General features: G+C 27.7%; 15 protein-coding genes and 1 CRISPR repeat array (1 of these 16 only partly in view). All 15 genes read left to right on the top strand.

All coding sequences use genetic code 11. From position 1 onward, the window contains the following. The first annotated feature begins 149 nt into the window (after positions 1 to 149). The 15 genes from LJD34_RS06225 to LJD34_RS06295 all read left to right on the top strand — a co-directional run bounded on the left by LJD34_RS06225 (position 150) and on the right by LJD34_RS06295 (position 14,582). A complete protein-coding gene (locus LJD34_RS06225) occupies positions 150 to 659 on the top strand; it encodes an AAA family ATPase (RefSeq protein ID WP_227359456.1) in 510 nt (169 codons plus the stop codon). Next, positions 652 to 945, top strand: a complete 294-nt coding sequence (locus LJD34_RS06230; RefSeq protein ID WP_032091620.1) for a Dabb family protein — start codon at positions 652 to 654, stop codon at positions 943 to 945. Before LJD34_RS06225 ends, LJD34_RS06230 begins: the two co-directional genes overlap by 8 nt. After that, positions 942 to 1,451: a GrpB family protein gene (locus LJD34_RS06235; protein ID WP_227359457.1), complete on the top strand. Its 510-nt coding sequence runs from the start codon at positions 942 to 944 to the stop codon at positions 1,449 to 1,451. The genes LJD34_RS06230 and LJD34_RS06235 overlap by 4 nt, the downstream gene beginning before the upstream one ends. A 3-nt stretch (positions 1,452 to 1,454) precedes the next feature. After that, complete coding sequence (locus LJD34_RS06240) at positions 1,455 to 1,853, top strand: hypothetical protein (RefSeq protein WP_227359458.1); 399 nt, start codon at positions 1,455 to 1,457, stop codon at positions 1,851 to 1,853. An 11-nt stretch (positions 1,854 to 1,864) separates the two neighbouring features. After that, positions 1,865 to 2,401 (top strand): phosphohydrolase, encoded by a 537-nt coding sequence (locus LJD34_RS06245; protein ID WP_176827854.1) that lies wholly within the window; start codon positions 1,865 to 1,867, stop codon positions 2,399 to 2,401. 74 nt (positions 2,402 to 2,475) lie between these two features. Further along, complete coding sequence (locus LJD34_RS06250; protein ID WP_032091616.1) at positions 2,476 to 3,390, top strand: hypothetical protein; 915 nt, start codon at positions 2,476 to 2,478, stop codon at positions 3,388 to 3,390. Positions 3,391 to 3,542: 152 nt separating this feature from the next. Then, positions 3,543 to 4,352, top strand: a complete 810-nt coding sequence (locus LJD34_RS06255) for a zinc dependent phospholipase C family protein (protein WP_227359459.1) — start codon at positions 3,543 to 3,545, stop codon at positions 4,350 to 4,352. A 3-nt stretch (positions 4,353 to 4,355) separates the two neighbouring features. Continuing rightward, the gene (locus tag LJD34_RS06260) at positions 4,356 to 5,591 is read left to right on the top strand and encodes an MFS transporter (protein ID WP_227359460.1); all 1,236 of its coding nucleotides are present in this window, start codon (positions 4,356 to 4,358) and stop codon (positions 5,589 to 5,591) included. Between the two features lie 60 nt (positions 5,592 to 5,651). Further along, entirely contained in the window at positions 5,652 to 5,951 is a 300-nt protein-coding gene (locus LJD34_RS06265) for a helix-turn-helix domain-containing protein (RefSeq protein ID WP_052011157.1), read from the top strand. Between the two features lie 70 nt (positions 5,952 to 6,021). After that, positions 6,022 to 8,508, top strand: a complete 2,487-nt coding sequence (locus tag LJD34_RS06270) for a heavy metal translocating P-type ATPase (protein ID WP_227359461.1) — start codon at positions 6,022 to 6,024, stop codon at positions 8,506 to 8,508. Positions 8,509 to 8,510: 2 nt separating this feature from the next. Continuing rightward, positions 8,511 to 8,774: a metal-sensing transcriptional repressor gene (locus LJD34_RS06275; protein ID WP_032091612.1), complete on the top strand. Its 264-nt coding sequence runs from the start codon at positions 8,511 to 8,513 to the stop codon at positions 8,772 to 8,774. Between the two features lie 354 nt (positions 8,775 to 9,128). Continuing rightward, entirely contained in the window at positions 9,129 to 12,443 is a 3,315-nt protein-coding gene (gene cas9, locus LJD34_RS06280; RefSeq protein WP_227359462.1) for a type II CRISPR RNA-guided endonuclease Cas9, read from the top strand. 102 nt (positions 12,444 to 12,545) lie between these two features. Then, complete coding sequence (gene cas1 / locus LJD34_RS06285) at positions 12,546 to 13,439, top strand: type II CRISPR-associated endonuclease Cas1 (RefSeq protein WP_227359463.1); 894 nt, start codon at positions 12,546 to 12,548, stop codon at positions 13,437 to 13,439. A gap of 4 nt (positions 13,440 to 13,443) precedes the next feature. After that, a complete protein-coding gene (gene cas2 / locus LJD34_RS06290; RefSeq protein ID WP_032091802.1) occupies positions 13,444 to 13,752 on the top strand; it encodes a CRISPR-associated endonuclease Cas2 in 309 nt (102 codons plus the stop codon). Next, on the top strand, positions 13,749 to 14,582 hold the full coding sequence (locus LJD34_RS06295) for a hypothetical protein (protein ID WP_227359464.1): 834 nt from the start codon (positions 13,749 to 13,751) through the stop codon (positions 14,580 to 14,582). The genes cas2 and LJD34_RS06295 overlap by 4 nt, the downstream gene beginning before the upstream one ends. Positions 14,583 to 14,631: 49 nt before the next feature. Next, positions 14,632 to 15,582: direct repeats of the CRISPR family, unit length 36 nt; unit sequence GTTTTGTTACCATATGGATTTTTGCTAGAATAAGAC (it continues 141 nt past the right edge of the window).

The raw sequence follows: 15,582 nt of genomic DNA on the forward strand, positions 1-15,582 counted from the left end.
AATTCTACTTTTATTTTTCATTTTTTTAAAGTGGAATTTAACTTTTCACTTTAGCTAAAAATTATTATTTTTGTTTAAACAACTAAAGAAAGAAGTTATATAATTATTGATAAATATTTTGTATAATATTTTAAAAAGAAGGGAAAGTTATGAAAAAATTATATTTAATAGGTGGAACAATGGGTATTGGCAAAACAACAACGTGTCAGATCCTTAAAAGAAAATTAGATAGAAGTGTTTTTATAGATGGAGATTGGTGCTGGGATATGCATCCGTTCATGGTTAATGAAGAAACAAAAAAGTTAGTTTTAGAGAATATCTGCATGTTATTGAATAATGATTTAAAATGCAGTGTATTTGATCATATTATTTTTTGTTGGGTCATGCATGAACAAAGTATTATTGATGTTCTACTTTCACATCTTGATTTAAAAGATGTAAAAGTGATATCTATTTCTTTAGTTTGTCAAAAAGAAGCTTTGGAAAAAAGAATTCAAAAAGATATCAATCAAGGAATTAGAAAACCAGATGTCCTTGCTCGTAGTGTAGAAAGATTAGAAATGTATCAAAAATTAAATACATATAAAATTGATGTTTCTAATAAAACAATTGAAGAAGTTGTTAAAGAAATAATAAAAGTAGGTGATGAAAATGATTAGACATATTTTATTTTGGAATTATACAAAAGAAGTTAAAGAAAACCATTTAGAAAAAGAAACACTTCAAAAATTAAAAGAATCGGTTCAAACTTTAGAAGGAATTGAAGGCTTATTATGTGTGGAAATGGAAGAAAACTTGACTTCAGGTTATGATCTTGTTTTTTATAGTGAGTTTGAAAATTTAGAGGCATTAAAGAATTTTCAAAATCATCCATTACATGAAGCCCATAAAAAGCGTTGTAAAGATCTTGTTTGTGAGCGTTTATGTGGAGATATTGAAAGATGAAAACAGAACATATTGAAGTTGTAGATTATGATTCGAAGTGGGTAAATGATTTCAATCAAATTAAAGGGGAAATAGAAGAAGCTTTAAAAGATTTAGTGCTTGCTGTTGAACATGTAGGAAGCACTTCTGTTCCTTTACTAGCAGCTAAACCAATCATTGATTTAGATGTTGTCATTGATCGTAAAGATTTAAAAGAAGTGATTTTTCTTTTAGAAAAGCATGGTTATATTTATGAAGGTGATTTAGGTCTTAAAGATCGTGAAGCTTTTAGATATGAAGGAAAAGAACACTTAAGAATACATCATCTTTATGTATGTCCACAAGATTCTAAAGAATTAAAAAGACATCTTGCTTTTAGAAATTATTTAAGAAATCATCCAAATACTGTAAAAGAATACGGTAAAGTTAAAAAAGAAGCAGCAAAGTTGTATCCAAATGATATTGAAAAATATTGTATGTATAAATCACAAATTATTGAAAAAATTTATAAGGAAATAGGTCTATAAAAAATGAAGACAAGTTATAAAGGATTTATTGCCTGGTTGGTTTTGTTTTGTGTAGGTGTGTTGGCGATTATTTTTATGGATATCAAGAATATAGATTTAGTAGGTTTGGTTTTAGGTAATTATATGTTTATAACTCTTGCCATTCTTACGGGCATGATTTATAAAAATGAGGCAATCTATTGGTATTCAGGAATGTCTTATCAAGAAGCAATTGAGGCAACAAGTATATCAAGAAAAAAGTATGCTTATAAACATTTTATACGTTTTTTTATAACATGTTTATTGTATTTATTTTATTCAATAATAGCTTATTTTTTGTCATTTTCATTTGGAATGAATATGACAATTTGTTGTTTGTTAATTATGGTGTGTGCCCTAAGCACGACATCTATTAAGTTATAAAGGAGTATTTTATGAGTTTTATTACAACGTATACAAAAAAATATTTTGATCCATTAAATGTTGATGAAAGTTTATTAGATATTAAAGATATTGCACATGCACTTTCTTTAATATGTCGAGGAAATGGACATGTTCAATATTTTTATTCCGTAGCTCAACATAGTCTTGCTTGTGCTAAGGAAGCAAAGACAAGAGGATATAGTAAAGAAGTTATTTTAGGATGTTTGTTGCATGATGGAAGTGAAGTTTATTTAAGTGATGTTACAAGACCGATAAAAAAAGAACTTACTTATTATTTAGAAGTGGAAGATGTTTTACAAAATGTTATTTGGAAACATTTTATTCAAAGAGATTTAACAAAAGAAGAAACTAAATTAGTTTTTGAAATTGATGATGAAATGTTATCTTTGGAATTAAAAGAATTATTAAATGATGAAATCAATCGGAATTATTTAAAGTTGCAAAGAAAAGTTGATTTAAGTTTTGTAGCTTTTGAAACAATTGAAAATGAATTTATAGAATTTTATAAAGAGACGATGGAAATTTAAAATCGTCTTTTTCTTTACCCTTTCCTTATTTCTGTGCTAAAATTTGAGTATATATTTTTAAGGGGGACTCTTATATGGAACATGTTACATTTGATGAATTTTTTGATTTTGTAAAGAATGAAGATGCTGATTGGTATATTCCTGGACTAAAAGAATATTTTGAAGGTTTAAATCAAGATGAAATTTATATACAAGACAATTTTTTGGGAAAACTTGTTTTTCAATTTAATAAATTTGAAAATAATTTAAAGAAAGCTGTTTTTGATAAGTTTATCTGTTATAAAAAAATGATGGATGAAAAAGAAAAAAGCAAACTTAAAAACAGTGCTAATGAAATAGCCAATGTTGATTTAGAAAGTGCTTATTCTTACAATGAACTTTTTGACAATGTTTCTCATAACAAATTATTAGAGGATATCAATAAATATAATAATTGTGGGGATGTTGATTCTGATTTTGGAATAAAATTAAGATTTAATGAAATACATGAAGAAGAAACTTTTAACCAAGGTTCTTTAGATATTATAGGAAGTGTTTCATTTAACTCATATAAAAGTGGAAAAGTCTTTGATTTTCCATTTACAATGACCATTGGTTTAGATTCAGACTCTTATTTTGAAAAAGAGGGGGATATCTATAAGATATATAAATTTAGGGAGTTCTATGCTTTTTCTAAAACTTATGGTACAGAAGATACAATACATTATAGATATAGAAAAAATGATTTTCCATTAGAAAAATATGGTACATATGGTGTACATGTTGATAGTGATATTCCTTTTGCCAGTGATAAGTATTCAATTTATATGTTTAGAAATGACTATGCCCCATTTAAATATGCTTTCCAATATGACTGTCTAACTCATTTAGTTAAATCTGAACTTGGGAAAGAGCTTTTAGAAAATGGTGCTAAAGAAGATTTATTAAGAATTCTATACAATAGGATAGCTTATGCTGTTGATGAAAGCCTTATGCCAGAATATGATTAAGATGTTATCTTTAAAACAATTGAAAATGAATTTATAGAGAAACGATGAGATGAATCATCGTTTTTTTACTTTTACTTAACATTTCTTTTCGTAAAAATGATAGTTGATTATCTTAAAAATAAGTATGCTTTTTCTAAACTAAAGAAAGGGAAATGAAAAAAATGCCATCAACTTATGCACATTATCGATTTGGACAAGAAGTTTTAAAAGAACTACCAAACGATATCAAAAAAATAATTATAGAAAATAAAGAACTCTATGATATTGGACTACATGGTCCAGATCTCTTGTTTTATTATTTACCATTAAAAACCAATGAGATTAATTCAATAGGTTATAACATGCACGAAAAAACAGGAAAAGAAGTCTTTGATACTTTTAGAAAAATGATGACTTCTAAAAAACAAATCAATTATTACCTAGCTTATTATTATGGATTTATTTGTCATTTTGCCTTAGATGCAACGTGTCACGGTTATATTGAAAAAAGAATTCATGAAAGTGGAGTATCACATGGAGAAATAGAAGTTGAATTTGATCGTTTTTTAATGATTGAAGATGGATTAGATCCGATAAGACATAAACTTACCAATCATATTATTCCATCTATTGATTATGCAAGAATCATTGCTCCTTTTTTTAATGTAACAGCTCAACAAGTCGTTAAATCATTAGAAAGTATGAAATTCTATAATGATTTATTAATTGCACCCTCAAAATTAAAAAGAAAGTTTATTTATGCATTACTTCGTATTACAGGAAATTATCAGGAAATGCACGGTTTGCTTGTTAATTATGAGGCTAATCCTTTATGTAAAGATAGTACAGAAAAATTAAATCAATTCTATAAACAAGCCATCAAAAAAGCTGTTGAATTGATCAGTGAGTATGTGCAGCTTTCATCATTAGAAAAAACAAAAGATGATTTTTATCAATATACATTTAGTGGGAAAAAGGAGTAAAATATGAAATTTAAGATGACAACTGAAGAAAAAAACTGGGTGCTCTATGATGTAGGCAATTCAGCTTTTGTTTTATTAGTATCAACAATTATACCGATTTATTTTAATTATCTAGCTGAAAAAGCAGGCTTATCTTCGGTAGATTATTTAGCTTTTTGGGGTTATACGGCCTCGCTTGTGACAATTATTGTTGCTTTTTTAGGACCGGTATTAGGTACATTAGCTGATACAAAAGATTATAAAAAACCGCTTTTTACAATGATGTTACTTATTGGATGTATTGGTTGTTTTCTTCTAGGATTTATCAACTATTGGTTTGTCTTTTTAATTGTGTTTTTAATTGCTAAGATAGGTTTTTCAGGAAGTTTGATCTTTTATGATTCGATGTTGATTGATGTGACAACACCAAAGCGTGTCGATCATGTTTCTTCTCAAGGATATGCTTGGGGTTATATTGGTAGCTGTGTCCCTTTTGTAATTTGTCTTGGTTTAGTTTTAGGAGCAAGTAAAATAGGTCTTTCTATGGAAATGTCGATGATTATTTCTTTTGCTATTATTGCTTTATGGTGGTTTTGTTTAACACTACCACTTTTAAAAACATACAAACAAAAGTATTATGTAGAAAGACAACCCAAAGCGATTTCAAATAGTTTTAAAAGATTAGGAACGACTTTAAAAAATATTAGAAAAGAAAAAAAGATTTTTTTATTCTTATTAGCGTTTTTCTTCTATATTGATGGGGTTTATACCATTATAGATATGGCAACAGCCTATGGAACAGCTTTAGGGTTTGAAAGTACAAGTTTATTACTAGCTCTTTTACTTACCCAAGTTGTCGCCTTTCCCTTCGCAATTTTATTTGGAAGACTTGCAACAAAATATAATACTTCAAAATTAATCGTTATTTGTATTTTAGCGTATTTAGGTATTTCTATTTTTGCTATCTTCCTTACAAAACAATGGCAATTTTGGGTGTTAGCTATTTTGGTAGGAATGTTTCAAGGAGGAATTCAATCGTTATCAAGATCTTATTTTACAAAAATCATTCCTTCAGAAAAATCGGGAGAATATTTTGGTTTGATGGATGTATGTGGTAAAGGAGCTTCTTTTTTAGGAACAACAGTGATTAGTGTTTTATCACAATGGACAGGACAAGTTAATCTTTCTCTAGGAGCGCTATCTATTTTCTTTATGTTAGGAATTGTTTTTTTTAGAATGTCTGAAAAAAGAGAAGGTTAGTGAACTACAAGTTCAATGACAGCCTTCTTTTTTTATTTTAAAATAATAGTGGTGATAGAAATGAAGAAAAAATTAATAAATCCTTTAAAAATAGGAAAGAATTTAAAAAGATGTGTTGATCAAATGGGGTATAAAGTAAAAGATATTCAAGAGTATTTATGTTTAGAATGTCCTCAACCAATTTATCGTTGGTTTAAAGGAAGTACATATCCTTCAATTCATCATTTATATGCATTAAGTTGTTTATTTGGGGTAAGTATGAATGAATTAATTGAAGAAGATGAAAGAAAAGAATGGGGTTATTGTATTTATCAAATGAAAGAGGGGAAAATGACATTAGAAAATCAAGAAATTTTGTAAGCGTATTTCTTGCTTATTTTTTAGTATTCAAGTATGATATAGATACCCTATAGGGGTGGGAGGTGTTTGGATGAAAAAGAAATATGATGTCGTTGGGATGACATGTAGTGCTTGTTCAGCTCATGTAGATAAAGCAGTAAGAGGGTTGGATGGTGTTGATGATGTTAATGTCAATTTATTACAAAACTCAATGACTGTTGAATTTGATGAAAATAAACTAAGTGAAAGTCAAATTTTTGAGGCCGTAGATAAAGCAGGTTATAAAGCTCAAAATATTGGTGAAAAACAGGTTTCGAATGTTCAAGAAGATGAAAATGAACATAAAAAGAAGAATTTGATTTTATCATTTATTTTCTTGATTCCTTTATTTTATATCAGTATGGGACATATGATGAATTGGCCTTTACCAAGTATTCTCTTAGGTCATGAAAATATGATGATCTTTGTTTTAGTTCAATTGTGTTTGGTTGTTCCTATTATGTTTATTAATAGAGGATATTATATTCGAGGATTTAAAACTTTATGGAATAGAAGTCCAAATATGGATTCCTTGATTGCCTTAGGATCTTCTGCTGCTTTTATTTATAGTTTATATGCAACATTTATGATGGCTTATTATCTAGGAAGAATGGATATGGATATGACCCATCATTATATGATGCAACTTTACTTTGAATCGGCAGGGATGATTTTAACATTAATTTCTTTAGGTAAATATTTAGAATCACGTTCTAAACAAAAAACGTCAGAAGCGATTGAAAAATTGATGAAGCTGATGCCTTCAACAGCTATTGTCTTAAAAGAAGGAAAAGAAGTTGAAATAGCCATTGAAGATGTTCAAATTGGTGATGTTGTGATTGTTAAACCAGGTAACAATATTCCTTTGGATGGAAAAATCATTCAAGGACATGGTTCTATCAATGAAGCGATGATTACTGGAGAAAGCTTACCGGTCGATAAAACAGTTGGTGCTCAAGTTATTGGTTCAACCAATAACTTAGATGGTTATATGCAAGTAGAAGTTAGTCATGCTTCAAATGATACAACGCTTTCTAAAATCATTCGTTTAGTAGAAGAAGCAGGTGCTTCTAAAGCACCAATTGCGAAACTTGCCGATAAGATCAGTGGTGTCTTTGTACCAACCGTTATTACAATTGCAATCATTACTTTCATTTTATGGTTGACCCTTGGAAATAAAGATTTCCACTTTGCCTTAAACTGTGCAATTTCAGTCCTTGTTATTTCTTGTCCATGTGCTTTAGGGCTTGCCACTCCTACAGCAATCATGGTTGGAACAGGGAAAGGGGCTAACTTAGGTATCTTAGTTAAATCAGCACAACATTTAGAAGAACTTTCTAAATGTGATACGATTGTTTTAGATAAGACGGGAACACTTACTGAAGGAAAACCTCAAGTTACAGAAGTTTATCCAATTGGTGTAAGTGAAAATGATTTATTGAAATATGCGGGTTCGATTGAACAATATTCTAAACATCCACTTGCCAAGGCGATTCATAGTTATGTTTTAGAACAAGGAATATCTATTGATTCATTAGATCATTTTGAAATGAAACAAGGATTAGGACTTGTAGGTGAATTAAAGGGAGAAATTCTTTTATCAGGAAATAGACGTTTGATGGAAGAAAATGATGTTGATCTTTCTTCGATTGAAGATCTCTATAAAGAATTATCATCTAAAGGAAAGACACCTTTATTCTATAGCTATGCCGGTCAACTTATTGGTTTAATCGTTGTTTCAGATGTCTTGAAACAAACAAGTAAACATGCCATTGATTGTTTAAAAGATATGAACATGAATATCTATATGTTGACAGGGGACAATCAATTGACAGCCAATGCGATTGCTGATGAATTAGGTATTGAAGCTATTGGAGAAGTCTTACCACAAGATAAAGAAAAACATGTAAGAGACTTACAAGAAAAAGGACATCGTGTCATCATGGTGGGTGATGGAATCAATGATGCACCCGCTCTTGTTAGAAGTGATGTTGGTATTGCGATGACTTCAGGTATTGATATTGCTATCGAATCTGCTGATATCGTTTTAATGAAAAATGATTTACAAGATGTTGTTGTGGCTTATGAACTATCAAAAGCGACAATTAAAAATATTAAAGAAAACTTATTCTGGGCATTCTTCTATAATGTCATTGGTATTCCTATTGCTGCAGGGGTGTTCTATTCAATCTTTGGCTGGTTGTTAGATCCAATGTATGGGGCAGCAGCAATGTCATTAAGTTCTGTCTTTGTTGTATCGAATGCACTTAGATTAAGATTCTTTAAACCAAAACATCAAATTATTCAAATACAAGAAAATAGGAAAAAGGAAGAAAAGAAAATGAAAAAAGTATTAGTAGAAGGAATGATGTGCGAACATTGTAAAGCACATGTAGAAAAAGCATTAAATGCTATTGATGGTATTCAAGCAACAGTTGATCTAGAAAAAAACTGTGCTTTTGTAGAAGGTGAAACTGACGAAGCAACACTAAAACAAGCCATTGAAGAAGCTGGATATACTTATAAAGGAATTGAATAAGTATGATGGCCGATAAAAAACAGGTCACAAGACTTTTAAAAACGGCAAGAGGACAAATTGATGGTATCTTAAAAATGGTGGAAGAAGATCGCTATTGTATTGATATTTCACATCAAATCATGGCCAGTGAAGCTATTTTAAAAAGAGCCAACAAAGAAGTCTTAAAAGCTCATATGACACATTGTGTACATGATGCAGTCAATAGTAAAGATTGTGATCAAAAAATAGAAGAAATGATTAAAGTATTAGATAATTTATTGAAATAAGAAATCTTGAAAAAGGTTTCTTATTTTTATGATAAAAAAGTATAATACCGGCTTATATAAGCCGGTATTGGTGATTTACAAAGTATATACTATAGATGAACAAAAAGAAAAGGTTATATATAAAAAAGAATTTTAAATGTAATAGAAATTGTATTGAATATTGTATTAATTGTATGTTTGGTGAAATCAATCAAGGATAAAAGAGAATCTTAAATAAAAGAATCATTCAAAATAACACAACTGTTTTGTTACCTTATAAATAGTGCTAGAAAATGTGAAAATATATCCATTGTTTGTATCGAATAGAAAAATAAAAGTGTATAATTAAACTAATAGTAGTTAGGAGGAAGAATTATGAGCAGATATGTATTAGGATTAGATATAGGAATTACTTCTGTAGGGTATGGTGTAATAGATATTGATAATAATTTATTTGTGGATTATGGTGTAAGGCTTTTCAAAGAAGGAACTGCTGCAGAAAATGAAACGCGAAGAACTAAAAGGGGTTCAAGACGTTTAAAAAGAAGAAAATCTAATCGTTTAAATGATATGAAAAATCTTTTAAAGGAAAATGAATTATATTTTGAAGATTATCGAAATTATAATCCTTATGAGGTAAGGGTTAAAGGATTAAAAGAAAAGTTATTGCCTGAAGAACTATGTACAGCAATTATGCATATAACAAAATCAAGAGGAACAACTTTAGAAGCACTTGCTGATGAAAGTCAAGATGATGAAGGAACAAAAGCTACACTTTCAAAAAATGCTAAAGAATTAAATGATGGAAAATATATTTGTGAAGTTCAATTGGATAGATTAAATAAGGATCATAAAGTAAGAGGAACGGAAAATAATTTCAAAACAGAAGATTATGTCAAAGAACTCAAAGAAATATTAAAACACCAAGATTTAAATGAAGAATTGTGTGATCAAATTATTGAAATGGTTTCAAGAAGAAGACGTTATGATCAAGGCCCAGGTAGTGAAAAATCACCAACTCCTTATGGAAGTTATCGAATGGTGGATGGTGTTTTAAAACATGTTAATTTGATTGATGAAATGCGTGGAAGATGTAGTGTCTATCCAGATGAATTTAGAGCGCCTAAACAATCTTATACAGCAGAATTATTTAATTTGTTAAATGATTTAAATAATTTAACAATTAAAGGTGAGAAAATAACAGTTGAAGAAAAAGAAAAGGTTGTTGCATTTGTTAATGAAAAAGGAAGTATTACAGTAAAACAATTACTTAAATTATTAGATGCTCAAGAAGATGAAGTTACAGGATTTAGAATTGATAAAAATGATAAACCATTAATTACAGAATTTAAGGGTTATAGTAAAGTTTTAAAAGTCTTTAAAAAATATAACCAACAAGAATTACTAGAAGATAAATTGATTGTTGATCAAGTTATTGACATATGTACAAAATCAAAAGGTATTGATGAAAGAAAAAAAGATATTAAAGAATTATATCCTGAATTTGATAATGAGTTAATTGAAGAATTAGCTTCAGTTAAAGGTGTTTCTGCTTATCATTCATTATCTTTTAAAGCAATGCATATAATCAATAAAGAAATGCTTACAACAGAAATGAATCAAATACAAGTTCTTCATGAAATAGAAATGTTTGATAAAAATAGAAAATCATTAAAGGGTAAGAAAAATATTGAACCTGATGAAGAAGCTATTCTATCTCCAGTTGCTAAAAGAGCGCATCGAGAAACATTTAAAGTCATTAATGCGTTAAGAAAACAATATGGCGAATTTGATAGTATTGTTATTGAAATGACAAGGGATAAAAATTCAAAAGAACAAGTAAAGAGAATAAATGATAATCAAAAAAGATTTAAAAACGAAAATGATCAAGTTGATGAAATTATTAAAAATGCAGGTATTGATCCAGAAAGAGTTAATGGAAAAACTAAAATTAAGGTACGTCTTTATTTACAACAAGATTGTAAGACAGCCTATACGCAACAAGATATTGATTTACATATATTGATTTTTGATGATAAAGCATATGAAATCGATCATATTATTCCAATATCCGTTTCATTGGATGATTCTCTTACTAATAAAGTATTAGCTTCTCGTTTAGAAAACCAACAAAAAGGTAATCTAACACCAATGATGGCTTATTTAAAGGGAAAATTTACGGATGGTAATTTAGAAAGATATAAATTATTTGTAAATAGTAATAAGAATTTTAATCATAAGAAAAGAAGTAATTTACTTGATGAACAAGATATTACAAAAGAAGATGTGGCAAGAAAGTTTATCAATCGTAATTTGGTAGATACAAGTTATGCGTGTCGTACAGTATTAAATACTTTACAACATTATTTTAAAGATAATGAAATAGATACGAAAGTTCATATAATTAGAGGACAATCAACGAATATTTTTAGAAAACGAATAAATTTACAAAAAGATAGAGAACAAGATTATTTCCATCATGCTATTGATGCTTTAATTGTTGCTTCGTTAAAGAAAATGAATATCGTTAATTCATATTTGATGCATTATGACTATAGTGATTTATATGATGAAGAAACAGGGGAAGTATTTGATGTTTTACCTGATAAACAATTTATTGATCAAAGATATATTTCATTTATCTCTGATTTAAAAAATATTTATCAAGAATCGAATCAATATAACTTAGGTTATATTACCCAAGAACAAATGCATTATCCACTTATCAAGGTATCTCATAAAATAGATACAAAACCAAATAGGCAAATTGCGGATGAAACAATATATAGTACAAGAAATATTGAAGGACAAGATATGCTAGTTGAAAAAATAAAAAATATCTATGATCCTAAAGAAAAGAAAGCAATTGAACTTGTTAATAATATTATTAATGATGATACTGATAAGTACATTATGAAACATAAAGATCCACAAACTTTTGAAAAAATAAAAGAAGTGGTATTAAATCATTTTAATGATTATAAAGATTCAAAAGAATATTATGTAATTGACAAAAAAGGTAAGTATTCTTTAAAAGAAGAAAGTCCTTTAACATCATATTATAATGAAAATGGAGCTATTACTAAATATTCTAAGAAAAATAATGGACCAGCAATTACATCAATGAAATTTTACTCTGAAAAACTAGGGAATCATTTAGCAATTACAAGTAATTATAATACAAATAATAAAAAGGTAATTTTAAAACAAATAAGCCCATATCGAACAGACTTTTATGTATCTCCTGAAGGAAAATATAAATTTGTTACAATTAGATATAAAGATGTTTTCTATAAAGAAACAATTCATAAATTTGTCATAGATGAAAATTGGTATCATGAAGAAAAAACTAAAAAAGGAATCCAAGATGGTTGGAAATTTGTATGTTCAATGCATCGAGATGAACTGATTGGACTTATCAAACCTGAGGGTAAAAAGTTTGTTTATGATGCTTCAATTAATGGTGGTCAAACACAATATCATGATGGTAAACATTATGAAATTTTAAAATTTACTGCAACGAACAATGATGAATCTGGAAGGTTTGAAGTAAAACCGATTAATACGATTTGTAAAAAACAATTAATGCCATCAGTTGGAACTTTTATTAAAATTCAAAAATTTGCTACGGATGTTTTAGGAAATACATATGAAGTTAAAGATAATAGATTGAAATTAGAGTTCGATTAGTCTATAATATAGGTGGTTGTATTCTAGCAAAAATTTATATGACCTAACAAAACAAGGGTTTATCCCGGACTCGGCTCTTCGGAGCCTTTTTCTTTTATAAAAATGAGTCATAGGATCATATATATTGAAAAATGTGAATGTTTGAAATTATATTTAGATAATATTAAGATTATTTACAATGATAATGATATTCTACTACCAATTTCAGACATTCAAATATTAGTTATAGATAATTATAAATCAAGTTTAAGTATACCCTTAATTAATAAATTAACAGAAAATAATGTATGTACAGTTGTATGTGGAATAGATCATATTCCTAAAAGTTACATACTTCCAATGAATGGTCATTTTTCACAAAGTGGAAATATTAATAAACAAATAGAATGGGATAATAATAGAAAACAAATCATGCATCAAAAAATAGTAAGGGCTAAAATACATAATCAAGCAGAAATATTAAAAGTAAATAATAAAAGTCAAGATGTAATAAATAAACTATATCAATTTGAAAATGAGGTTCAAATTGATGATGTTACAAATAGAGAAGGTCTAGCTGCAAAAATGTATTTTAGAGAATTATTTGGTGATGATTTTATACGATTTGATGAAGATATAATCAATGCTGGATTAAATTATGGATATAGTATTTTTAGATCATTAATATCTTCTATTATTGTAGCTAAAGGTTATTTACCTAATTTAGGTATTTTTCACCGAGGTAAACAAAATATGTTTAATTTAAGTGATGATGTAATAGAAGTATTCAGACCAATTGTAGATCATTATGTTTATAATAATATGATGGAAGATATTTTATTTAAACAAGAACATAGAGAAGCGTTAATACAACTTACAGCTAAGAAAATAGAAATCGATGGAAGAAAACAAACGGTTAATAATGCTATTTATGTTTATTTAGAAAGTATTTTAAAAGAATTAGAAACAAGTAAAGATGTCTATTTATTTCCTAAACCAATTTTATATGATTTATGAATTTATGAGATTGGTATTATTTTTTGACCTCCCCATGAAAACAAAAAAAGAAGTAAAAATATATACACATTTTAGAAAATATCTTATAAAGAATGGATATATGATGATGCAGTTTTCTGTTTATTGTAAGATTTTTCCAAATAGAGAAGCTGCAGTTAAACATGTAAATATATTAAAAAAGAATGTTCCTAAAGAAGGACAAATTAGATTATTGTTGGTTACAGAAAAGCAATATTCTAAAATAGAAATTATTGTTGGTGGGGTCTCGAATCAAGAAAAAACAGTAAATGCGGATTCTTTTATAAAATTATGAATCTATTAACATTAAAAAAAGGAAATAAAAGATATGACTTACAAATAAATAATATAAAATATTGTATAGGAAATGATTTTGAAGAAAAATATAATTTTGTAAATATTTTAAAAGAAGTATTTTTATTATCTAAAGAAAGCGAATATTCGATAAATAATAGTGGACAAGCACAAGTTTTGATAAATGATAAAGAAATTAAAGTAAAAGAGATAAATTTCTATCAAATAAACCATCATTATTCGATTACAAATGATTTAAAGTTAACAGCACATTCTCTAATTACTAGATATTTAGAAATACTTATCGCACAAGATGATAATATAGACACAATCAATACAATAAATCTTCTATTAGAATCTTTTACAAACGAATTAGATAATGAATTAATATATCCAAAATTTATAACATATACACCTAAACAATTCTTAAAAATATTGTTACCAATATTTTTAAAAGAAGAAGATCAAGCAAATGAATATGATCTATCCTATGATGAAATCATTTTATTTCAACTAAAAATGATAGATTATATATCTAAACATCAAACAACTAAAATAATTTGTCTTATAGAATTACCATATCTATCAAAAGAAATAAATGACTATCTCATAAATATGAAAAATTGCTTTATTGTTGTTATGTTTTATAAAACAAACAGTGTTTTAAATATAAAAGATACTTATATATTTGATGATTTAATAGTAGATTTAAATAATGATGAACAAATATATAATATCTATTTAAATAAAGGTGTATGCACACTACAGGAGGCAAAAGAAATGATAATAAATAATATAAAAACTAAACTTGATATATCTATAACTTTGTAAAATATTCGATATTTTATTATTTTTAAATATATGGTAACATGTATTTGAGGTTTTGTTACCATATGGATTTTTGCTAGAATAAGACTAGTTTTGATAATCGCATTTTTAGCACTTGGTTTTGTTACCATATGGATTTTTGCTAGAATAAGACAAGTTTGTATTGATGGTTATGTATGCTTTGGTTTTGTTACCATATGGATTTTTGCTAGAATAAGACTTTAATCCAGGAATAGAGAAATTGAAATTCGTTTTGTTACCATATGGATTTTTGCTAGAATAAGACATCATCTTTTAGCTCAACCTCTTCTATCAAGTTTTGTTACCATATGGATTTTTGCTAGAATAAGACGTATCTTCGGTTAAAACTCTATTCACCTCAGTTTTGTTACCATATGGATTTTTGCTAGAATAAGACGCGCTCTTCGAGGACTTACTTTTGAGAAAAGTTTTGTTACCATATGGATTTTTGCTAGAATAAGACAATTGAAAAAGGTGAGAATTCTCCTCGTGAGTTTTGTTACCATATGGATTTTTGCTAGAATAAGACTCGTGTTTATCCAATTGCATCACCTACCCAGTTTTGTTACCATATGGATTTTTGCTAGAATAAGACATAGCCTAAACAAGGCTTAATATGATTGTTGTTTTGTTACCATATGGATTTTTGCTAGAATAAGACTTGATGCAACTATTGAAACAAGTTTACAGCGTTTTGTTACCATATGGATTTTTGCTAGAATAAGACAAATATGTCTACAAAATTCAATGACGGAACGTTTTGTTACCATATGGATTTTTGCTAGAATAAGACTTATGAAACATTAAGAAACTTTAATGCCACGTTTTGTTACCATATGGATTTTTGCTAGAATAAGACCTTATAAGGTCCTAAAGAACCTAGACCAGTGTTTTGTTACCATATGGATTTTTGCTAGAATAAGACAATGTATATAGCATCTTGTGATCGACTTTCGTTTTGTTACCATATGGATTTTTGCTA

It is taken from the genome of Faecalibacillus sp. MSK20_93 (genome assembly GCF_020589945.1).
GTDB lineage: Bacteria > Bacillota_I > Bacilli_A > Erysipelotrichales > Coprobacillaceae > Faecalibacillus > Faecalibacillus intestinalis.